This is a genomic window from Bacteroidales bacterium (assembly GCA_013141385.1).
Classification (GTDB): domain Bacteria; phylum Bacteroidota; class Bacteroidia; order Bacteroidales; family Tenuifilaceae; genus UBA8529.
Genome location: JABFRB010000032.1, coordinates 25704 through 49252 on the forward strand (window position 1 = coordinate 25704; position 23549 = coordinate 49252).

General features: G+C 32.8%; 24 protein-coding genes. 1 reads left to right on the forward strand and 23 read right to left on the reverse strand.

All coding sequences use genetic code 11. The features are described 5' to 3' along the window. Nucleotides 1–125: 125 nt before the first annotated feature. Nucleotides 126–941, forward strand: coding sequence for a DUF3108 domain-containing protein (locus tag HOO91_17045; GenBank protein NOU19266.1), 816 nt, complete (start codon nt 126–128; stop codon nt 939–941). 137 nt (nt 942–1078) lie between these two features. Here HOO91_17045 and HOO91_17050 read toward each other — a convergent pair whose 3' ends face one another. From HOO91_17050 to HOO91_17160, 23 genes are all read right to left on the reverse strand, one after another. After that, on the reverse strand, nt 1079–1255 hold the full coding sequence (locus HOO91_17050) for a hypothetical protein (protein ID NOU19267.1): 177 nt from the start codon (nt 1253–1255) through the stop codon (nt 1079–1081). 151 nt (nt 1256–1406) lie between these two features. After that, complete coding sequence (locus HOO91_17055) at nt 1407–2681, reverse strand: aminopeptidase P family protein (GenBank protein NOU19268.1); 1275 nt, start codon at nt 2679–2681, stop codon at nt 1407–1409. Between the two features lie 230 nt (nt 2682–2911). Beyond that, entirely contained in the window at nt 2912–3754 is an 843-nt protein-coding gene (locus HOO91_17060) for a hypothetical protein (protein NOU19269.1), read from the reverse strand. 137 nt (nt 3755–3891) lie between these two features. Then, nucleotides 3892–5454 carry a M20/M25/M40 family metallo-hydrolase gene (locus HOO91_17065; protein ID NOU19270.1) on the reverse strand — a complete coding sequence of 521 codons (1563 nt, stop codon included), beginning with the start codon at nt 5452–5454 and terminating at the stop codon, nt 3892–3894. Between the two features lie 225 nt (nt 5455–5679). Next, nucleotides 5680–6306 (reverse strand): hypothetical protein, encoded by a 627-nt coding sequence (locus HOO91_17070; GenBank protein NOU19271.1) that lies wholly within the window; start codon nt 6304–6306, stop codon nt 5680–5682. Nucleotides 6307–6310: 4 nt separating this feature from the next. Continuing rightward, on the reverse strand, nt 6311–6964 hold the full coding sequence (locus HOO91_17075) for a 5'-methylthioadenosine/S-adenosylhomocysteine nucleosidase (GenBank protein ID NOU19272.1): 654 nt from the start codon (nt 6962–6964) through the stop codon (nt 6311–6313). A gap of 166 nt (nt 6965–7130) precedes the next feature. Continuing rightward, on the reverse strand, nt 7131–7544 hold the full coding sequence (locus HOO91_17080) for a DUF3788 domain-containing protein (GenBank protein ID NOU19273.1): 414 nt from the start codon (nt 7542–7544) through the stop codon (nt 7131–7133). Between the two features lie 10 nt (nt 7545–7554). After that, nucleotides 7555–8295 (reverse strand): outer membrane beta-barrel protein, encoded by a 741-nt coding sequence (locus HOO91_17085; GenBank protein ID NOU19274.1) that lies wholly within the window; start codon nt 8293–8295, stop codon nt 7555–7557. A gap of 173 nt (nt 8296–8468) precedes the next feature. Next, nucleotides 8469–8828, reverse strand: a complete 360-nt coding sequence (locus tag HOO91_17090; protein NOU19275.1) for a hypothetical protein — start codon at nt 8826–8828, stop codon at nt 8469–8471. 333 nt (nt 8829–9161) lie between these two features. Next, a complete protein-coding gene (locus HOO91_17095) occupies nt 9162–10679 on the reverse strand; it encodes an alpha/beta hydrolase (GenBank protein ID NOU19276.1) in 1518 nt (505 codons plus the stop codon). 141 nt (nt 10680–10820) lie between these two features. Beyond that, nucleotides 10821–11228: a type II toxin-antitoxin system VapC family toxin gene (locus tag HOO91_17100; GenBank protein NOU19277.1), complete on the reverse strand. Its 408-nt coding sequence runs from the start codon at nt 11226–11228 to the stop codon at nt 10821–10823. Beyond that, nucleotides 11210–11479 carry a hypothetical protein gene (locus HOO91_17105; protein NOU19278.1) on the reverse strand — a complete coding sequence of 90 codons (270 nt, stop codon included), beginning with the start codon at nt 11477–11479 and terminating at the stop codon, nt 11210–11212. The genes HOO91_17100 and HOO91_17105 overlap by 19 nt, the downstream gene beginning before the upstream one ends. Beyond that, nucleotides 11460–13394, reverse strand: coding sequence for a DUF4209 domain-containing protein (locus HOO91_17110; GenBank protein ID NOU19279.1), 1935 nt, complete (start codon nt 13392–13394; stop codon nt 11460–11462). Before HOO91_17110 ends, HOO91_17105 begins: the two co-directional genes overlap by 20 nt. A 412-nt stretch (nt 13395–13806) precedes the next feature. Further along, nucleotides 13807–14130, reverse strand: a complete 324-nt coding sequence (locus HOO91_17115) for a nucleotidyltransferase domain-containing protein (protein ID NOU19280.1) — start codon at nt 14128–14130, stop codon at nt 13807–13809. Between the two features lie 339 nt (nt 14131–14469). Then, entirely contained in the window at nt 14470–16353 is a 1884-nt protein-coding gene (locus HOO91_17120) for a hypothetical protein (protein ID NOU19281.1), read from the reverse strand. 10 nt (nt 16354–16363) lie between these two features. Next, a complete protein-coding gene (locus HOO91_17125) occupies nt 16364–16765 on the reverse strand; it encodes a T9SS type A sorting domain-containing protein (protein ID NOU19282.1) in 402 nt (133 codons plus the stop codon). A 273-nt stretch (nt 16766–17038) separates the two neighbouring features. Further along, the gene (locus tag HOO91_17130; GenBank protein NOU19283.1) at nt 17039–18217 is read right to left on the reverse strand and encodes an acyloxyacyl hydrolase; all 1179 of its coding nucleotides are present in this window, start codon (nt 18215–18217) and stop codon (nt 17039–17041) included. Between the two features lie 243 nt (nt 18218–18460). Further along, on the reverse strand, nt 18461–18856 hold the full coding sequence (locus tag HOO91_17135) for a lactoylglutathione lyase (GenBank protein NOU19284.1): 396 nt from the start codon (nt 18854–18856) through the stop codon (nt 18461–18463). Between the two features lie 241 nt (nt 18857–19097). Further along, a complete protein-coding gene (locus HOO91_17140) occupies nt 19098–19481 on the reverse strand; it encodes a hypothetical protein (GenBank protein ID NOU19285.1) in 384 nt (127 codons plus the stop codon). Nucleotides 19482–19627: 146 nt separating this feature from the next. Continuing rightward, complete coding sequence (locus HOO91_17145; protein ID NOU19286.1) at nt 19628–21103, reverse strand: rhomboid family intramembrane serine protease; 1476 nt, start codon at nt 21101–21103, stop codon at nt 19628–19630. A gap of 230 nt (nt 21104–21333) precedes the next feature. After that, complete coding sequence (locus tag HOO91_17150; GenBank protein ID NOU19287.1) at nt 21334–22074, reverse strand: hypothetical protein; 741 nt, start codon at nt 22072–22074, stop codon at nt 21334–21336. A 692-nt stretch (nt 22075–22766) separates the two neighbouring features. After that, on the reverse strand, nt 22767–23063 hold the full coding sequence (locus HOO91_17155; GenBank protein ID NOU19288.1) for a type II toxin-antitoxin system RelE/ParE family toxin: 297 nt from the start codon (nt 23061–23063) through the stop codon (nt 22767–22769). Then, a complete protein-coding gene (locus HOO91_17160) occupies nt 23060–23308 on the reverse strand; it encodes a type II toxin-antitoxin system ParD family antitoxin (GenBank protein NOU19289.1) in 249 nt (82 codons plus the stop codon). Before HOO91_17160 ends, HOO91_17155 begins: the two co-directional genes overlap by 4 nt. Between the last annotated feature and the right edge of the window lie 241 nt (nt 23309–23549).

Below are 23549 nucleotides of genomic sequence, written 5' to 3' on the forward strand. Positions count from 1 at the left end.
CAGGGACATTCTGCGTTAAAATCAAACTAAAGTAGTAAAATAAATTGCATTTTGAAAAATCGGTAAAAGGAAAGATTATCTTTAACCGAATTAACTAGTTTAATACGATTAAATTTTTACCAAGAATGTTTTCTTTCAAAAATTTAATAACGTTAATTTCTCTACTTCTCTACCAATTAGCATTGTCAGCACAAGAAACTGACGATATCAAAATCACTAATTCATCCTATCAATCAGGGGAGCAGGTAACCTACTTAATTAGCTATACTTGGTTTTTCCTATGGACCGATGTAGGTGAGGTTACTTTTAAGGTTACTTCAGATGTATGGGAAGGAAAAGATGTTTTACATCTAAAATGTTCTGGGAATACATACCCATTCTACGATTGGTTTTTTAAAGTTAGGGATTTATATGAATCGTGGATCGATCCTAACACACAGCAACCTCTTCATTTTAATAGGGCAATCTACGAGGGTGGTTATACAAAGGAGAATGAGTATAAGTTTGATTGGTCTACTAATCAAGTATTAATTAGGATTAAGCGTAAAAATGATCCTAACAAGTTTGATACGCTTAAAGTCGAAAAGAACACATATGATGTTATATCGGCAATATATGCGGCCAGAAACTTAAATTATTCAAATATTAAACTAGGAAATATTTTCCCGGTAACTATAATCTTCGATAAAGAAATATATAAAATCGGATTCAAGTTTCTTGGGAAAGAGGAAAAAAGAATTGATGGAATCGGTCGATTAAATTGTCTGAAATTTCAGGTTGATCTTGTTGTAGGTGATGTCTTTTCTGGGAATCAAAAGCTTTATGTTTGGGTTACGGATGACCTTAACCATGTTCCAGTTTTTATTGAATCTCCTATAAAGGTAGGTAGTATTAAGGCTAGGGTGATTAAATGGAAAGGGCTGTTTAATTCTTTGAATTAAAACTCTTTTTTACATATTAAAACTGTGTTGGAATTTTAATTTAAAAGTTATTGTTATTATCGTATTAACGCCATTGCAGAAAAACAAAAAGGCTGAAACAGAGTCTCAGCCTTTCATTATTAATTCAACTAAAATATCTAATCCTTATCCTTTTTATAGATGTAGAGGGCAAATAGCGGAATAAAAATTATGCCCGCCAGTGCTGCTATCATCTTTATATAATAATTAATACAACAATGTTGCCCTTTAAGGAATAGCCCTATTAAGAAGAAAACACCTGCTATTACTCCTAGAATGTAAACTGCTTTTTTCATGTTGGTTAAGTTTTAAGGTTGTTAGTTAGTTTGATATATCTATGGTTAAAAGATTATCTACCTTGAAAACATAAAAACATTATCAAAAAAGAAAGACAGCTATAAATATAGGACACAATTAAATAAAAGTCAATGAAATACAGTAAGTAAGTTATTTTTTCTTCTTCATCAATTTTTCAATATCATCAATCTCCTTCGGGGCGTTTTTTGAGAGAATTTCGCAACCGTTTTCGGTTATAAGAATGGTATCTTCTATCCTAATGCCAAACCCTCTATACTTTTCGGGAGCAGTGGTATCATCGGGTTTGAAGTAGAGCCCTGGTTCAACGGTTATAACCATTCCGGGTTTAAGAATTTGTTCTGTTTTTACATCGTGAACATCGAGCCCAACAGGGTGTGATATTCCATGTATAAGAAACTTACCGTATCCTAATTTTTTAAAGGCATCTTTTACAAATTTCTCCAAATCATCGGTTAAAAGTCCAGGTTTTATAATATCAATTGCATCCTTTTGTACCTTAAGAACCATGGCGTAAATTTCTTTTTGTGCATCGGTAAATTTGCCAGAAATAGGAATTGTTCTGGTTATATCAGTACTATACCCTTTGTATTTTGCTCCAACGTCCATAACCACAAGGTCACCAGTTTGGGTTTGGCGGGTGTTAATGCTATAATGAGGGATTAGGCTATTTAAACCAGAACCAATTATACTGGTAAAACCCCTAAGCATTGCACCCTGTCGGGTATATTCATATTCAATTGCTGCTTGCAGCTCATATTCCCATACACCAGGTTTAGCCAGTTTCATTGCAGCAATAAGTCCATCGGATGTTATATCTGAAGCTTTTCGGATATAGGCTATCTCCTGCTCCGATTTTATTGTTCTAAGTTTCCCAACGAAGAACTCAGCGGATTCTATTTTTAACTTTGGGTAAAAGTTTTTCATTCTGGCTTTCATTTCCCTCTCCATAAAAAAGGCTTTATCGCTAATCCAATCGTTATATAGCGCAAGATCGGGGGCTGAGTAGTAAAGTTTACCAATTGTTGGCAAAAATTTAGTGAAGATTGATTTAAACTCGGAAACCTTAACAGTGGTATCGTTTAATCCTAGCTGGAGGTTTTTAACTACATCGATCTCAGAATAAAAAATAATTGTATTCTTTTTCTTACCCCCAACCTTAATCCCTTTTGGAGACATCAAAAGCATGTTTGTTGCAGAGTTAATACCTGTAAGATAATAAAAGTTATGCTCCTGAATATACTCATTGGCATATGGTGCAGCATTTATTGCTTTTAGTACAATTGCAGATGATGTGTCGAGCATCAAAAGGACTTTTTCCCTTCTTGATAAATATTCATCGGTTGATGCTATTTGAGCAAAACCAACACTGGGAAGAAGCAGAATGAGGTACAAGAATTTTCGCATGGTTTATTTAGTTAAATAGTTCAAGTTGCTAGTTTCTAGTTGCTGGTAATTGCATGATATATAAAACTATATACAAATATGTGAGATTTTTAATTCATTTATAATATCCAATGAAATTCTCATAATCAACAATATAGCAACTAGCATCGAGCAATCAGCAATTTGGGTTTAATAGAAAAAAGGTCGCTACCATTTATTCTGATAGCAACCTGTAAGTTAATCAAATAAAACTATTTCTTCTCTTCAAACTTCATAATATTTATCATAACCTGTGTCATAGGCATGGTCATGTTTTGCTGACCCGAAAGGGCAATTGACATATCCATTTCCGTAGTATCCTCAGAATAAACTATTAGGGATACTTGAGGATTGTAGTATGCAAATCCTTCGGATTTTCCAGTTCCCTCCATGAATAAATCCATTCCATGGGTATTTCCCTTACCATTTATAGTTATTGTCCCCGAATAGTTTAATCTTAAATATTCAACTCCATCCTTACTCTCCTTACCAGCAAATGTATAATCCATTTCGGTTGTAGAGTTTGTGTTAACAGGATTGTTTTCAGATATTTGAGTTGAATCAACGCTTGTGTTATGCCATTTATCTCCAATTTTGATTTCGTTACTTGGCAGTACTAGAATTTTACCAATTTGACTCTCGGTTCCCATCATCTGGAATTTTTTGGCATCACCAACAATAACAGAAGAAATTTGTTTCCCAGTGTTTGATAGCACAACCCTTTTCTGCTCATTTAGGTTGAGTTGCATGGTTGTATCTCTGCCCATCATTGTTGAATGAACGCTAGCACTTAAAAACGTATTAAGAGCAGTTGCATTACCATCATTATCTACATCCTCAACATTGATTTCGCTAGATGAATTTATTTCCGATGACATTTTCACTTCCTGCCCTCCCATAGATTGGGTCATATTGCTTACAATCTGGTTGCTTACAACGTATGTTTTGCCCTTAACAAAGTTATACTTTAGCATTACCGATTCTTGTGAAAAGGCAAATCCACATATTATCATAAGGGATAATACCAAGGTTTGTTTTAAAATAAGTTTCTTCATGATTTAATTAAAGTTGGTTAAGTTATTTGTTTATTCCGAGTTACTAGTTATTTGTTATTAATTATTGAGTTATCAAGTTATCAAGCCATTAATCTATTTATAAAAAATAAGGAATCTTTATTACTACGTTAATTTTATTAATGCTTCTTGATGATGCTATAATGCTTTTTCTCGTTTGCGATTACCCAAGCAGTTCTGAAAACTAGCCTAGAAATTTGGGATGCTTTGAATGGGTTAATCGACTGTGGATCGTCCCTAACAGTATGATAATCTTTATGCAATCCAGATGTAAAGCCAATTACAGAGATATTTTTCTTAAAAAAACTGTACTGGTCACTTCTTCCAAATAGATCTTCCGCAGAAAGAGTAATTTTTAGTCCAATACTTTTATTTTCGTTCCTTATAATCTCAGCAAGATCTTGATTCATAGTATCTCCTTCAATTTGGATTGAATCGTTCCCATTCCGACTAATCATATCCATATTGAGCATTGCAACCGTTTTATTTAGTGGAAATAACGGAGTGCTACAGTAATAATCAGATCCATAGAGACCTTTTTCCTCCCCAGCAAATAGAATGAAAAGGATGCTACGTTTTGGCTTACCTTTCATGGAAGCAAATGCTTTTGCAGCGGCCATAACACCTGCTGTTCCCGATGCATTATCATCGGCACCATTGAAGATATAATCTTCACCAGGTTTATGCTTTGCCATAAAGCCAACATGATCATAATGCCCGCCGATTACAATAATCTCATCCTTAAGGGTTGCGCTTTTCCCCTCAATGACTCCAACAACATTTTTCGCAACAATATCTTGAATAACTAGTTTGGTTGCTATTTCGCATGTTGAATTTGAAATTGAATAGGATTGAGGGGTGTAATTCTGATCGATTCTACGCTGAATATTTTTAAGTGAGTCGACACTTCCAAAAATATACTTTATTACGCTTTCTCCAACCTGAGCAAATGGGATTGATGCTCCTTCTTTACATAGTTCTATTGGCAAATTATACTGAGGTAAAAATTTCGAGAGGCTTGGCCATGGATAACCCTGTGGGGTAAGCATTATATGATTTAACGGATCGTTTACAACGAGTACCGCTACTGCTCCATGATTTTTAGCATTTTCCATCTTTGAATTCAAGTAGGAATACTTAGTCTCCTGAACGCCTCCAAAAGGTGATTTTGCATCCTTCTCACCGGGTTCATGCTTCAAAATAAGGACAATCTTACCCTTAAAATCTATATCCTTATAATCATCGTAATTATATTCAAGAGCAGTAATCCCGTACCCAGCAAAAACTATTGGTGCAGTCGCACTAGTATTAGAGGTTGATTCAAAAGGAGTATAATCGGTTTTCAGATTGAATTCCTTGATATTACCGCCCTGCGATATTTTTAAGAGGCAATTTTTAACATCCAGATTCTTAGTGCAAAAAGGGATGTTCTGAAAGTAAGAGCCATTAACCTTTTTGATGCCTAACGCAGCAAATTCTTTTGCAATATAATCAGCTGCACGATCAAGTTCAGGACTTGGGGTATTTCGACCCTTCATTGAATCGGAGGCCAAGTAATCGATATATTGCTTTAAGAGCTCAGGGGTAATCTGCTTCACTCCTTTTTCAACTTTCTTCTGTGCATATATGCTTTGGGTTAAGAACATGCACAGGGACAAAATTAGAATCGCTGACCTTTTCATTTTCAATCTTTTAATGGATATGTTTATTTTTAGATAAATATATGGATTTTTTTGATTTACACTTTTAGATACTCAATCGCTTAAAAAGCTACACCTAAAACAAAAAATAGGTCAAATTATTTTATTGTCAACAGGAAACTCTGTCCGGAAAGATTAAAAATCATATATAAAAAAGCCTCAAAGTCTCATGACTTTTCGAGGCTTTTATGTGATATCAAACTCTCATTATTTTATTTTCTTCAACACCTTATTAAGCCTCACTCTTTGAGAATCTTTGTCCATTTCTGGAATTCTTGATTGTATTAATTCGATGAATTGCTTTTGATTTTTAGAGCTTATCGCAAATTGTGATTTTTCAGCATACATGGGTAATTGTTTTGCAGGGCATTTTTTCAGTTGCTCAATCAACAGCGGAAAAGTATTATCAGCGTATTCATCAATACTTGACAATTTGGCCAAAATCCCCACTCCATGGTCAATGGTAATTACTGAGCCTTTATCAATTGCAGAAATAGTAAGCGGCAGTAAATCATAAATTCCTTTTGGATTAACAAGCGTAATCGTATCCAAAGCGGTCATTGTACCCCAAATTAGCCTATTATTTTTTGAGTTTAAAATCTCACCAAATTCTTTATAGTAGGGTGCAATCATATCTGCCGAACCACGCTCCCCAATTTCATAGAGAGCCTTAATACAATCGCTCTGGATATTCTTATCCTTATTTTTTAAATTCTCAACCAATTCCTTAACCCAATCGTTACGTTTTGATCTGATTATCTCAACGGCTAACGCTTGATTTGGCTCATCATCTCGCCTGTTTAAACTTGTTGCAATTAAATCCAATGCTTTCATATTATCATTGATTATCAATATAATTAATCCACTTGGGTAGTTCAATCAGTAGATTTTGCATAACAGTATCGGCTCTTTGAACGAACAAATCAAAGTTTCCATAGGCTTCGCCTTGTTGAGTGCTCACTAAATCGGTTACACCCCGTAAAATCAATATTTTTTTATTATTCCGATTTGCCACATAAGCAATTGCGCCCGTTTCCCAATCGCCTGCAACTGCATTATACTCCTTCTTTAATTGTTCAATTTCATTTATTCTCAAATCTCTATCGGCAGAGACCAATACAGTTTTGCACACTTTTGATGGGAAATTATTGCCTAACCATGTTAGGTCAATTTGAGTGGTATAATCGGCAATTGCCTCCTTGGAATCGCCCATCGCCTCGCTGATATCATAAATTACAGTCTTATCGGCTAAAATAACATCAAATCGTTGAACCTTCCCTTCAAATCCACCACAAGTCCCAAGGTTTATTATGATTTCTGGGTTATATGTATCAATTACATATTGGGTTGCGCCAGCAGCCGCAACCTTGCCCCAACCCTCGTGAAAAAACAGAACATTTTGACCTTGGATTTTCTTGTAGAAGTATTCACCCCAAGGTGATTTTTGGTAATTCTCGTTTGGGTAAAGTTTCTTCAAAACCTTCCATTCCATGTTAGCAGAGATAATAACAGCATACCTGTTTTTCCTGACACAGGAGGAAAAACAAATCAAAATTAAAATAGTAAAAAATAATAAATATTTCCTCATTATTACTTTGGTTTTATTATGTATATTGAATTGATAATTTTTAATTCTAAACATGTAGAGTCTTGCATTATCAATTAGCCATTTTAATGTCTATCAAACTCTTTATATCACTTATTATACTATCATTTTTAATATCAATACGAATTCCACGACCTTCGGCATAAACCCTTGCTGAACTGAGTTCTGTCTTAATCGCCTGCGAAATTTGGCTTTGCATTATTATGTCTGTTGCTTTTTGTCCGAATACAAATGCAACTTTAAAGAACTTATCCCTTGGTAAAAGATATACTATTGCTCGCTTTTTATCTTTTATCCTAAAGTTCCAACCAAAGTTTGAATAATTCCACTCCTCAAATCCTTTTGGGTATTTTGAAATTATATAATCCTTAATCAATTGCCATAATTGGTATGTATCACCTAATGATTCTTTCAAATCATCATTACTTGGAGTCGTATTTTTATCTGTAAAAATGCTTTTGTCCATGTATGTGGTTTTATAATACAAAATAATATCTGTAACCAACACTCACGCTAATTGTCTGATTATAATAATAGTTTGGATTTGGAATCAAATCTCTCCCGTAAGAGTTTAAAATACTTCTACTCCATTCAAAATCAATAAATATATTACCAAACCGTTTAGGCAATGAATGGATATATCCACATCCTAATAGGAATCCTGATTCTTTATCATTAGCACCTCTTTCATTTATATAGCTATATTTTTTCCCTTGTATTTCAATTTTACCTTTTTCTTCAGAGTTTAATAATTTCCCTTTAAATACTCCCACTTTTATAAAAACGTCATTTTGTTTGAATGGAAGATAAAATGTGATAGGAATATCAAACGTCCGATAATTTTGAATCCAATTTACTTTGCCAGTTACAGTTTCATATATTTGCAAATCACTATTCCAATGACCTACGGTATTTATTCGTGTTCCCTTTTGTATATAATTTGCTCCAAAGCCAATAGAGAAATACTTACCAATTCTATAATCAATTAAAACTCCAAAGTTAGTCCCGTTTTTAAATTTACTACTAGCCGGATTATTTGCGTAAAAATCAGCAGGAGTATCTCCATTCAAGAAAGTTTTACTTTCAACACCAGATCCATACATATTGGCTATTGTAATCCCTCCTTTGAATGATATATTAAGACCACTCTTTTTTTCCTGAGCAAGAACTATTGTCTGCATTAATACAAATAAAATGAATATAATCTTTTTTTTCATGATATATAGTTTACTATTTCCAATTAATATTTATAAACGGTAAGTCGGTTTTCTATGGCACTTGATATCGTTTTCCGCACCTGTGTATTTGCAATTCTGAGTGTTTTTATTTGAATTTCTGAATTATTCCCTACTCGCGCCATTTTAGCAATTGCTAACTATTTGGACATTATTCAGAGTTGCTTAATTAGTAATGAATATCTTTTCGAGGAATCGGGTGATAATATTCTCATTGGGAAATAACCTTCTGGCACAACACAAGGCATTTCTCCGTGAGATTTTGGTTTGTCGGTTCTCGTAAGTGGATTTTGTGTAGAAATAAATTTCCTCTTTTGAAGATTGGGTGTAAATAAATTATCGCTCTTTAATGGGCAATTCAAAAAATTATTGAAATTTCTACTTTTCTCAAGTGTGTAAGGGTTTCTATAAATACTTTTCAATGTTGTATCCAATTTGAACTTTCCGCCTATCTGCGAAAAAGTTGGAGTAATTAGCAGGCTTAAAAAAGCAGTAATTATCATTAACTTCTTCATATTCGCTATGATTTAATCTGTCATCAGTTTTCTAATTTAGTTACTCTGCCGCATATCTTTCCTGAATTATATCTCAATCCCTCGCTAGTAAAGTTATCAAAAAACTGCGAACCCTCCAAATGCGAAACCAGTTCCAATGATTAAACCACAAGTTACCAACTATATTTTTTTATATGCAATATCCGTTATAATACTTAAAAGCAAAACACACTCCATTGTCATTCCTGCGAATGCAGGAATCTATTTGTTTAACTTGATTCCGGGACTTCGCCCGGAATGACAATTTGGATTATTTATTCTTTATTATGCATTATTGCGGACAATCATATTTTTTTAATACCCCAACTTTTCTAAAAACTTTCTTGTTATCTCTGATACCTGTTCCCCGTATTGTCCATACCAGATAAAGTGACGAGCACCTTCTAATGGATGAAATTCAATGCTATTCCCTGCTTCTGTCATCTTTTTTACAAACTGATCGGCAGTAGAGAATGGAACATTCCTATCTTGTGTCCCATGAATTATTAATGTTGGGGGTAACCCATTTTTTATTAGATAATTAGGTGATATTTCTTTCACTAGATTTTCATCAAGGTTTCTTTCCTTTAACCCCTTTTTTATCCAGCTAGTATTGTCATCATTCAAATCAAATACACCCGAGATAACCATCAACACATTAGGAACAGGGCTATACCTTAAATCATCTGTTTTTTCATTCCATTTATCGGCTAATGCTGTGGCAAGAACTAAATGACCTCCTGCACTATTTCCTGATGCCACAATACGGTTTGTATCGATATTATATTCATTGGCATGTTGTCGTAACCAGCGAATAGCCGATCTGGCATCCATAACCGACTCAAAAGGGAGTGTTCCATGCCTATACGCCAATCTGAATTCAACAGCAACACCAACCCATCCTTTCTTCGCATAGCTCTGACAGGCATAAAAATTCCAATCAGGCTTTCCCTCCGACCAACTGCCGCCAGAAAAATAAACTATCACAGGTCTTTTTTTATTTGGATCATCGTTTTTAGGTAAAAACAAATGTATTTCCAAATTGAAATCATCAACTGTTTTATATATTTTAATTAGATGATCTTTTCTTCCACGCTCATCGTCTGTATATAATGCTCTAATTTTATTAACGTAAGATGTGTCCTTGCATGTAGTAATAAAAGTTTGATAAATATTTTCAAGATTTTTTATCCCGAAATTATCAATGTGATTATATAAATAATTAAACGTTAAATAATCAGCTACAGCTTGATTCGAAAAATACTTTGGAATCAGATTCAGTGATGCTTGTAGCTGCTGATTATCGAGCTTTTTGTAGCTAGAGTTTTTAAGTTCAATACTCGATTGAAAATACAAAAAAGCCTTTAGGTAAGCTTTAAAACTTTCAATTTGCAACAGTTCTGGATTATTAAACTCTTTAATATTTTCATTAATTCTTTGATCAATAAGCCCATTGGGTAAGGTTTTATCCCCAGTATAACTTTCATGAAAGTATGGATAATCAAGTAGAAATTTATCGAAAGAGTAATGAATATCCTTTGATTCTTTGTGGATAATAGATTTATCAAATTGTGGAATTTTTATTTCAAATAGTCTTAATTGTTCCACAAAGATATTTCTTAAAGAATCCACCTTTGAAATAAAATTTCGTTCATTTAAGGAGTATATTTTATTATAATTAGGAAAGAAATAAGCAGCAAATGATTGATTAATTGCCTCCTGTTCTAATTGAAATTGTTTATAAAGACTATCGTTTAATTCCTTTTGCTGACCAATGCTTATTTTCGATATTATTATTAAGGAAATTATTAGGAAGAAGAAGATTTTTTTCATTTTATGCTAAATGTTTGTAGAAAAAGGCTGATAACCCTCTCGCACAGAGGATTGAGTTGGATTTCGCTTGTGCGGATTTGCAATTTTGAGTGTTCGAAACCTTGATGTGAATATGAGAAATATTTATTTTTTGCGTAATTGTCAAATTACGTTAAACGATGTTTTTGGATTTATATAATTTAAACCTAACGGTTTAACTTTTAGAAAGTCTTTGTCATTATCAGAAAGCAAGATAAAATTATTTACCATTGCAGTAGCAGCAATAATAGCATCAGGCAATTTTATTCTTGTTTCTTTTTTTATTTGTATAGCCCTCATTATAATATCATCGTTAATAAAATGTATTTCTGAACCTGCCAAAAATTCCTCAACAATTTTAATATCATTCAGATTTGGCGGATTCCAAACCAACAATTCAATTTTTGTAATGAATGAAACATTACTATCATCATCAACTAGAGCATCCATAAAAGAAATTGCATCTGAAGGAAATTGATTGTTCAAATACTTGATAACCGCACAGGTATCTATTAAAAATCTCTGTCCCATTCGCTACGTAAATCTAAAATTTGATTGTCAATTTCTTTTTCACTCTGTTTGGTTAATTTCCCTCTTAAAGTTGATAATTTCCTTTTTGGTTTTTCAGATGACATTATGAATGTTGATCCAACTGGAGGACAGAACATAACAATATCGTTTTCGATACCACAAATAAAGTCATCAAAAGAAAAACCTTTAAATTCTGTTTGCCATCCTGCAATTTTATATTCAACCTGTGGTTCATTCACTACTGTTACCATTGTTGTTTTCTCCTTTTATTTCAATAAATTTATACTTACTTAATTTAATAATGATACAGAAAAGAATCACAATATGTTCAAAAGAATATTCAAAAACATCCATCAAACTATGAGCAACTGCATTTCTTAAATTTAAACCTGCCTTCTCTGCTAGCACATATTTAATTAATATTCTGTCCTCCTCGTCAAAATTAGTTTTCTGTTCAGGTGAAATGCCTGCCAATAAATCATCAAGTAATTTTTCCATCACCAATTTATCAGAACCTTTTTGCCTTGTTTTAAATGTTGCGACTCCGATTTTTTCACAAAAATAACGTAAAAGTCCCTCAACTTTTAAAGTTAAACTATCGGTTATAGTAACAAAATCACATTGATAATTATTGTCAGCAAAGAATTTATCGAGTTCTTCAAAAACTCTTTTAAGTCCAGGTTTTAATGTATCAATTGGTTTTACATCTACTTTTTGTCCATGATAATTTCTAACAATAACTTCATTAAACCATGTGCCTTCTAAATAAAATAGAACGGAAGCATAATCTATTTTTTTGGCTTTATAAGCTTCGATAAAAAACCTATGCATGGTTTGTGTACCAACTTGAAAGTTAAATGTATATGAATTCCAAAAATTGAATTTTTCTTTTTCTTCATCTGTATAAAATACATCAACAGTATTGCCAAACTTATCCATAATTGAAGTTGGTAACATGGAGAGCAAAACAGTTTGGCTACTTAACTCAATAGAACGATCTTTAATATTTTGAATTTTATCGTACCAAGGCGATGTAATGAAATGATGAATTATGCCTTTTTCATCGTTTTCGGCAACAGTTTTTAAAATACGCTCATTCATATTATCTGCATATTCCTTTGGTAATCCCTGCTTTATTACCGACAAGCGAAACTTTCCTCTTAATTCAGCATAATATTTTTCTAATCTACTAATGTCATCAGTAAGTTTAATCTGTTGATAGATGCGAAGTGCATTTTCCGCAAAATTCACGCAAGCAAGATTAGCTTTACTTTCTGCATCAGTTGCAAGTTTTTCATATAATTTCGCTTTGCAATTTAATAAGTAGACAACTGGTTTATTTCTTTTTTGTTCAATAGTAATATTACGATCAATGGCATACATAGCACCCCAAGCATAGGTTTTTTCAAGTTCTTTTGCACCTTCCAAGTTTTTATCAAGTATTTTCTGAAAGTCTATTAATTTATTTGATAAACCAAAATAATCAGACAATAAACCGGAAAGATCAAGTAAAATACGTAGAGTACCCTCTCTTGTCACATCCCAATCCTGATGAGTTTTAAAAATATACTTTATTATATTTGTAAGTTCGGGTTCAAGATTTGATTTCTCTGCAACGCCAAATGCCATTCGAAGTGAATGAAAAAAGTGTATAACGTAATGATTCTTTTCACCGCCTTTATCTGCTTTGGTGTGATAATCTTTACTAAGTTGAAATAACTCATTACAAAGTTGACGTTTAAAATCATTACGTTTTGAAGTGGTTGTTTTCTGACCAAAGTAAACCATTAAACCATATTCTGTTTTTGCATAAAGATTCTTGCATTCATTGTATCGTTTTTCGAAATATTCAAAATCTTGCTGGGTATATTTAGTAACATCAGGCCAGTAAAGAGGTATTTGGCTTCCATCCTCTAGAGTTTGAATGCCACTCATTTGCCAACTTAATCCTTTAATAATTCCTTTTTCATTATCGTTTTTTTTATCAAAAGATTTTTGTACTGAAAAAACCTGTCTGTCAAGGTCAGCAATTGCTGCAATATCGTGTTTGCCCTCTTCAAAAAAAAATTTACAAATCTTCTGAAATTCAGAATTGATAACACGTACATCCTCACAATCATAAGAACTCTCATCAATTTTTTTTAAATATTGTGCAAGTGCATTCATGTTTTACTCTTAGTTTACTTCTAATTCTTCACTTATTATCTTTAACACAATAAACTTTCAAAATTATCTTAATTTTAAGAGTGTTTTCAATTTTCATCCATTTATAATGGGTTACATTTCAATTTATGTGTGTTATTTCTATCTTTTACAATTGCTGTCAAGCAATCTATGCATATAATAAACCTATACCCTACACAAATATATCTTTTGTTTTTTTAAAATCAAATTGGATATCAAAAGAATTAGTATACGATTATCGCCCAAACCGATAACCAATGTTCCACTCAAAACATTTTATGTAATTGGTGTGAGAAACTCTCCAGATGGCCTTTTTAGCCTATCGGCAGCCTATAGAGGCTAGCTACTATTTCTCCAGAAGTCTATTGATTTCTTCAATAAAAGTTGTTTTCAATCACGCATGTAATCCATTAGCTAAAGCGTTCACGAAAATAGGTTGCTTTCCTCTCAAGGTCAAAAGTTCAGATTCGCCAATAATATGAGTATCAGTTATTATATTGTATTTTAGATCAATTTCATAGCAAACATCCGATATTTCTCGTTCAATTTCCCAATCTGCTTTCTGTTTTAGAACAATAAGGATGTCGTAGTCAGAATCCTTATGTGCTTTTCCACTAGCCTGAGAGCCAAAAAGCACTACGTCTTTAATATCATCCGAAAATTTAGATTTCAGCAGATGACTTAAATCTTTCAGAACTCTCTGTCTGTCAACTCTCATAAAAATAATTTTATTCAAAGATAATTAATCCTGATGAATTAATCTCGCCTACTAATCGAAAAATCCACTTGCTACTAATTCGTTTATATGTACTGCATGATAAATCCATTCCCTACACAAATTTAATCTTAATTCCTCTAAGATTAAAATGTATATCAACAGAATTAGTATACGATTATCTCCCAAACCGATAACCAATATTCCACTTAATAAAACTCGTATGTACAGTGTTGTGAGAAACTCTTCAGATGGTCTTTTAGCCTAACGGCTACCTAATCGATTAGCGTTTCGTTGGTTTTGAATTTTATTATTTTTCATGTTACAATATGTCTATGTTCATTACTCAAGCATTAACTTATTTAAAACCTCATCACCGGGAATATAATCCCACTCAATTATAAATCGCTGTTCACCGTTACCAACATCGTTCCATGTCCCATCTGACCCCATTTGACCATAATCTTCAATACCATTCATATTATTTGGTTCGCAAGATTTCCAATTTGCATATAGATAATTTGTCACTGTTTTGCAATTACAGGCAGCCCAATCCATTTCATTATTTCCAGTAATACAATTGGGGTTATTATAGTGCCAGTCGACCGTACTACATAAAGTACCATCAACCCAATGCCAAATCCCTTCCTGTCCAACATCCGTTAGTCCAATCGAAACAGTTTCACCGGAGGGATCACAGAGACTATTAACAAAATTGTTTTCATCCAATGAGCTAATGATCACTAAATGACCACTAATACTTTCGCAATAGGTTTTAGCGTCAGGCCAATTAAAGCCTTTAAATGATTTATAGTATAAATGTCCGTCATAAATACTGCCTTTAACTTTAATTTCGATGGGCTCGAATAAAAAAATATTACTCAAAGTTGAAGCATCAATGCTAAAGTTGTCATCATGTTCAGGGCATATTCCGTTTAAGTTTATATTAAAGTTCAGCTTTACTTTTGCGGTTATGTGTTGCTCTGCACCTAGCATACGTGTTGTACCGTTTTGTTTTCCTAAAACATTAATAACATAGCTGGAACTTTGCTCGTCGTAAATTACTGGGGTTTGAATCTCGGCAAGGGATGGAACTTCAATTTTAAGTTTAAGATCTGTATACTCGAGATTGGCTTCTAAAATAGTCGTTTCAATCGTGAAGAAAATCTTATCGTATAAATACAGATTTATTGGATCTATCTTTAAATTCAATGGTACGGTAACCTCTTTATTTATGTTAAGATTGCAGGTTTTTGTGTTACCTGCCAGGATATTTAATGGATCATTATTACTGGTTGTATATGAAGGTAATTGCATTTTTATTGCATCTAATGTTTGACTATTGAAATTGGATAAAACTTCCAATATTTTGGCTTCAAGACTTTGACAATCCTCAATTCTAGTATTTTCACTATCTTCAAACACATTCATTAGTTTCTTGTCGATTATTGTTGATATATCCCCAATTATTGTAGTAGAATAATTAATATTATTCATAATACTAATGGCTGAAATACCCAGTCCGATATATGTTAGGCCAGAAATACTATTTTTCCCCCTAGAAACTTTTGTATCCATATTATAGAACTGATCGGTTATCAGAAGAGGGTAAATATTGCTTTTTTCATTGTAATCGAATTTTAATTCGGTAGAAACAGGGATACCAATTTCACATGGAACATGATATGAAATATTAGATAGCTGATCATTTGATATTGATACCACAAAGCCACCAATAGCTCTGAGAGATGTGTTTGGATCTCCATTTTGCAATTCCTTGCTCACATCCTGTGATGAGATATACTGAATAACTATCTCAATATCCCTAGTTAGAATATTGGGCTCTATTTTAACATATGCCCCATCAGAGGTTGAAATTGTACCTCCTGCTGGTCCAATAGTACCTTTTGTAAGAACATTAATTGGTATTGTATCTGAGTACGCTGAAGTACATGTCCCAGCAATTACTTCTGCCCTATAGTAAGCAGACGTTTTGGGTACAAGTTTTAGGGTACCACTGGTTGCCCCATCAATGGTTTCCCAGTTGTTCAAATCTTTTGTTTTCTGCCAATAAACATTCCCGTAGTAGGAAGTCAGTTCAAGAATAATCGTATCTCCCGAATAAACAGGGTTATCTGTACTTTGTGAAGATATAAGATATTGACCTTTAGATTGGATAAATCCGAAGATTAGAATTATCGACAGTATATATCTAATTGATTTCATGGTTCAACATTTATTGTAATACAATCTTCTTATATAGGGAAATACCTTTGCTTGAAATATTCATAATGTACAATCCCTTTGGTAATCTGGATAGGTTGTATTCTGCTGTTAATCCACTTGAATCTGGATTTTCTTCCGCAACAAAAACAATTTCACCAACCACTGAACTTAACTGTAATAGTACTTTTGAGTTCCACCTTCGCAATCCGAAATCAACTTTTATTAAACCAGCAGATGGATTAGGAAATATTTTAATCGGGCAAATTACTATGTCATTAATTGAACTAGTTATACACTGTTCAATTGGAGGTTGTTGAACCCTTAGTACAAAGCGTTTTGTTTGCGAAAAAACTTGTTGATTTAAAATGAAACAAAAGAACAAGTTTACTAAAAAATATAAGAAGAGTTTCATATAGTAATTTTTAAAAAGTTCTATAACAGATTGATAGTAAATCTATATTTTAAATCCTCAAAATACAAATTCCGTTTTGATCTTTCATGAAAAATTCAATTTTAAAGGGAAGTATATATTCATCTAATGAACACTAACTCGTTTACAAATACCACCCAATGGTATCCATACTACCATGATTTGGTATGTATTGTACCGTAAACCCATCTCTTACACAAATATAACTTTTGTTTTAGTAATATCAAACTGTACTTTAACAGGATTAGAATAAGATTATCGCCCAAACCGATAACCAATGTTCCACTCAATAAAATCGGCAACATGGAATGCGTAATCACGAAGGGTAATGCCAATAAATAGGTTATTGGCAAAGTGGTATTTAATGCCTACTCTCTGGTGGAAGTTGGGCGATTGGTTTTTAATTTTCTTACGATATAGGTAGAATGCAGGCTGTAGGGTTAGGGATAATTTGTTTATTACCAATTCGTATGAGGGATAAATGCTTACCTGAATTTTATCGCCTAGGGGCTTATCAAATAGCACTGTTTGGTTATTATCAATGGCTACCTGAGCATTCACCGAGCCATTATACGTAATTGTGGTTCCAATCCCAAATTTTGACAGATGGCTTATCTGCTTGTTATACATCACTGATAAGCCAAAAACAGGAAAATAAACACCCTCGTATTTCTCAATAATATTAATATTCACCGAATCGTATACCACATTCTTTACCCCAGCAAATACGGAAATCAACCATTCTTTGGAATGGATATACTTTGAAATATCCTGCGTGCGAAAGGATGGAGTATCGTAGAAGTTGTATTTTAGGCTAATTTTAGGTGCTACGGTGTTAATACCTAGGTTGGGTTCTTTAATGGTACCATTGGAAAAATGTGTAAGGCTAAACCCTGTAACCAACTCAATTTTATGGGTTAAGTAGTATTGTAAATTCAAGCCAACATCAATCAGGAATGATTCTCCGGCACCCATAGCGGAATTGAACTTATTAGTAACCGGGTTAAATGATCTCCAGTTAAAGGTAGCACCAAATCCTAACTCGTAGTTAAATGATAATCTATTCCACCTTTTAAAGGGTGCATTAAAAAACCCGTATATAGCAATAGGATAGCCAATCTCCTTGGCGTTATAAAAATCGGCAAAGTATAAACCAACGCCCCAATTCGGGTATTTGTAAAGCTGCTCCCAAAGTTTATTCCCTCTGGTTTGTATGGAGAATTTTATTGATGATGCCTGAAAATTGTTAATCTTTTCAGCTTCGATATTCGTTCCCCTAAGGAAATTATTGGTGGAAAAAACGTAACCATTCTGATACATTGCCTGCATGGATGGACTATTCCAAATATTTATTCTATGATATTTCACAGAATCAACCTGTGATTGACTGAAGATAGGGAGTGCAAGAAAAACCAATGCGTAAAAGGTTTTCATTTTCAAATTGTAATTTTCTCTACACTGTATTAAACTTGCTACTGCTATGTTAATTGCAAAGATTAAATTACCCCCTACACAACTCTGTTATAACCCCTTGTTTAAGGGGTTGGGGTTTATTTGTCATTTTAAATTTAACATAACACTAATTTATACAAAATCACTCATCCATAAAGTATTCAAACGAGAAATGAAAATCAACTTAATGTTTAGCCAAGTTACGAAATACTTTCGTATTCGCAATTATTTGATTCTCTCGGCAAATGCTATAATATGCCCATCGGGATCGGAGAAGTAGCAAACCCTATCGCCCCAATCGCGATCGATAATTGGGCTTACCAATTTTGCTTCGCATTTGGTTGCATTATCAAATTCCAGTTGGATGCTTTCAACATAAAAGTAGAGTTCGCAACGTGGGATTCCATTGCCAGTATTGGGATGCGGGGTTTTATCGCCCAATATTTTGGCGATGCCTTTGTTGGGCATTAGCCCAATTTTACAGCTGCCCGATAGAATAAATTCGGTCATTCCGGGGACATTCAAATCGGGGTCTTTACGAAATATTTTTTGATAAAATTTGCAACTTTCTTCCTGATTATTTACGTAAAGAATTGTTTCGATTAGTTTAATATGGTTTATCATGTTTTCTATGATTTTGCGGGGCTTATATTGTTATAATTATATTGTTTTAAATTTATAATATAAAAGATTTACCACAGTGATAAATGGACTTTAAGCCATTTTTGATATTTTCATCCCATTATCAGAATGTGGATGGATTTATGGCTTATTGTGTAATTAATAAACATCGCAAATTGCGATAATATTTCTCATTAATTATCAATCTGGTATTTTGGTTAATTAATATTTCATAATTTGGTTATTTTTTTCCAACCTTACTTATAGGCCTAAAGCGCAATGCGCTCCATGTATCGTCAATAGAAATTGCTGCTACTGTTGTAATACAAAATTCTTCGGCTGTTACTCGAATGGAATCCCTGTTGATATCGGTTTTAATTTTTGAGGTTCCTTTCGGGTAGGCAAACCATAGAACGCTATCTAATTCAATGAATTTTAGCTGTTCTTTTAGAAAATCAAGAAACTCCTTTTTATTGTTAATGAATACCAATGTATTGCTGTTCAACGATTTTATGTTGAGAGTGGTTTTGAAACCAAGTTTCACAAATTCCTTTTCAAGGTTTTCTGGCGCATTGATTACAATTCCAGCACCCTTAAACTTAAGTTTATGGATAATATCTTGCATACTGCTTGATTTTTTGTTCGCTATAAATATGAAATCACTCAATTAATTTAAATTACATAATGTTAAAACAACAAAGTTGAATTTTAGTTGATATTGTAAGATGGCTTTATAAACCTCAATATTATATTAAATAACTATAAATAATTTTACTTTTCCCCTTTCAACTTCTTAATAACTGTATCGATTTGCTTGTTTATATCCTCAATTTGAACTCCATAGGCATCAGTATTTTCCTCAATTGCTTTGCAATACAAATCGCATGTTTTAACTCTTAAATCGCAATATTGTAATAACTTTTTATTCTTATCATGAATTGTGCTTGGCAAATTTAATTTCTCCACCTCGTTAATAAGTTTAATACTTTCGTTCCAAAAATAAAGGCTTCTTGTTTTAATTTCTTTTAGTAGTTTTTCATCAGTTGTGTTCTCAGGCATTTTAAACATTTCTAAAGCCATGGATTCATAAGCAATAAATTCTTTCATTCTAGCATCATATTTTCCAAAATCATAACTAGTAATATTTTTATAAACTAATGTTGATGAGAATATAATAACGACAGAAAGAATTGCAACAAGTGTATATTTTAATTTTAGGTCATCACTTCTTTTTAAACTTGGGATAAAGGAATAACCAATAACAATTCCAGAAATAAGTCCACCTATATGAGCAGCATTATCAATTCCTCCCTTCAATCCATTAAGCAAATTGTATCCAACAAAAATTGCAATACTTGTTAATAAGGCATTCCGTGCCGATTTCTCAATTAAATTTGTTGTTAACATAGCGAGAAAAACCCCATACAACCCAAAGATTGCTCCTGAGGCTCCAGCACTTATTGTTAAATCATGCCACCATAAGCTTGTTACACTGGCTACTAAACCTGTAAGTAAGTATGCTGCAATAAACCTTGTTTTGCCCAAATGCGGCTCTAAAAGCAAACCAATGTATAGCAAAGCATACATATTCATTAGTAGATGAAAAATGCCAATGTGTAGAAAACAGTTTGTGATTAAACGCCACCATTCACCATCTAATGTTACGGGTCGAAAATTTGCGCCCCAAGTAATCAGGCTTTCATTATCGGGAAGAAAAATATTGACACCCCTAATAGCCATTAGGATAAAAATTGCAATATTTAAGTTTATTAATATAGGCGTAATAAAATAGCCTTGTGAAGGTTTAAAAATCGATAGAATTCCAGATATTTTTTCTTTTGTTGTTGGTGGTGCTTGATTTAAAATATCATCTTCCTTTGGAACAAAGTTTGGTTTAAGCTCTTCGAATTTTTGGTTTAATTCTTCGGGTAAAAAAGCGTTTTTATTTTCATTGAATGAAGAAATAAATTTAGAAATATTCTCCTTGTTTTTCCCCCAGTCAACCATTTGACTTCCTGTGCATTCACTTTTTAGAAAAGCTTTATTATCTTGTATTTTAATTTTCACCTCTTCGCTAAATGAACTCATCGACATTTTTGTATAAGCTATAAATCCATTCTCACTTATAAATCCAATATTCCAATTGAGTTTTTTAGATGTTTCAATTGCAATAATTAAAAAATGCTCGGGCGAAAGGTTATCAAGAGAAATTTCTTGAATGTGTTTCGGTGAAAGTCCAAATGCCATAAAATAATGTTTTCAATTATTATTAATATTTTGTCAAGTAATTATAAAATATTTGCAAATGTTAAGTTTATTTATTGTGTTTGCAAATTTGATTTTCAAAGGTTATTTTGATCGTTAGGTTTCTCTAAACGCACAGCAAACGCTTAGTTTAAAAGGATATTTAAACCCTAATTAGTAAAACTAGCAAAAAGAGGTGAATCTAGCAAATGCGTCATCTAGCCCGAGTGGCATCAATTAGCTGGTGTATCCCAGGATATCCTATCGTTCTTAAATATAAATCGTTTATTATCCGGTCGTTTCTTGTTAAATCTTTCCCATTTTTCACTTGCCTCCTGACATCTTTCCTCAATTTCCTTTTTATCAAGACCTAGTGAAAGTTCTTCTACACTGGCAAAGAAAAGCATACTGTTCCTAGTAGGGCTGGTGTCGTCATTAATGTAATAAAGATCATCATCTATTTCATCGGCTAAAATATAAATCGAATTTTCAATACTCAAAAACTCCTTCTCCTCCTTAAATGACTTAAATATTTTATCAATCCGCATATCTATTGCATATTTTGTTAGTGCAATAATTGTGGCGTTTTCCATATCTTCCAGCTGCATTTTCTCTTCAAGAAGTATTTGTAAGGATTTTGATGTCAAAGATTTCAAATACTCTTTAGGAACGGCTATAATATCAGTAGATTGTTCAATGTAGTAATCTTGAATATTACTACTTAATAAAGCAATTTTGAGTGCTTTTCTTTCTAGAGGTTCAATGGCTTTTTTAAATTCCTTCCAGTTTTTTTTCACTTTTAGGTGTTCTTGGGATAATAGCTGTTTAATCATAAGCCTTGCTTCTTGAAGCCTATCTTTTGGTAGTTTTTCGATGCTATCTGTTTCAAAACGATCAAGAACCACTTTTGTGATTTCTTTACTCAAGTATTTTACAAATAGACTATTTAAGCCGATAGTTTCTAAAAGTTTCATTAGAACTTGATTTATGGTCTATATTTAATCTCCAATCATATCCAAAATTCAAAATTCCTTCAAAACTTTATATTTCTCTTCTCACTTTTCTCCTTGGGGTAAGAATTTATTTTCTCTCGGAAATATGGGGAATTGCACACCTAGTTTATTTAAATTACTTTATAAGATTCACTCCTTCAGGTTGTAAATATCTGACTATAAACATTCTAATACAAATATATATTTTATTTAATTATATATCAATACTCATATGATTTATTTTGATACAAGTTGTTATTGAAAAACTTCGATTTATCATTCACATTGGCAAAACCTCACCAATTCGACTCAATCTCATCCTGCCATAAATAAGTAGACACGGGACATTCTGAAAACTTGCGGTGGAGATGGTGATTTTTTTGTTTTGTCTTATCCTGAAATAGTTTGACCCCAAACAAGCCAAATGGAAGAGATAAGACAGTTTCTCTGCAAAGGCATTTTGATTCATTGCAAAGAGATTTTGTTACTCTGCAATGGGGTTTTGTTGAGAAAATGGTTTGACGAATTGTAAATCTGCGCTAACGTTTGCTAAAAAGCGTTGGGAAGTTCGAAGCAGCGTTATCGTTCCACGGTAAAACTGATGCTAATACACTACAATAAAAACTATCTAACCGTCAATTAAAATGGATTTTAGCTGCTGTTGTATGCAATTTTTATTCGTCGATTCGGTTTTCAATGTCCATTTTGTGATGTAAAACCCTTATTATTTCAACAATATTCCTTCTGGATTTCTTATAGAAAATAATGTGCGACTTCACCATTGATGCTCTATATCCTTTTTTAATGTAGTCAACGGATTTTCCACTTTCAAAGTTCTCAGAAATAAACTCGATTTCGTCTAAAATTAGATTGTAGTATCTATCAGCTTGCTCAAGCGACCAGTTTTCAAATGTGTATAACCATATCTTTTCTATATCTTGATTTGCTTTCTCACTAATTAAGTATCTCATTTCTTCAAGTGTTTAGCATGAAGATTTTTAAGATTTTCTGTTCGGTCAAAGTCTTTAATAAATCCACTCTTCTCTCCAATTTCAAGTTCCTTAATTAGAGCATTATACCTATTCTCCTCATTCTCCAAAAGACGAAGAGCCGTTCTAATAACCTCACTAACAGACGAAAATTTTCCAGAAGAGATTTTCTCATTAACAAAGTTCTCGAAATATTCTCCAAGTAGTATTGATGTATTCTTTGCCATTGTAAATATTTTCTCTCAAAAATACCAATTCTTGGTATCAATTCAAAATCTCGCAACGGCTTTTTGATAAAATTACAAACAACGGTTTCTAGTTGGTTGCGTTTGGGAATTTAACTCCGCCTTTAGATTTGCATTCAAATAAAAACATTAATTTTCAATACCGATTAACCAGAAGAGTAAAGGTGAACTAGTAGCTCCGCCAGATTATAAGATCTAAGTTCAGCTAAAGACCCTTACTCTT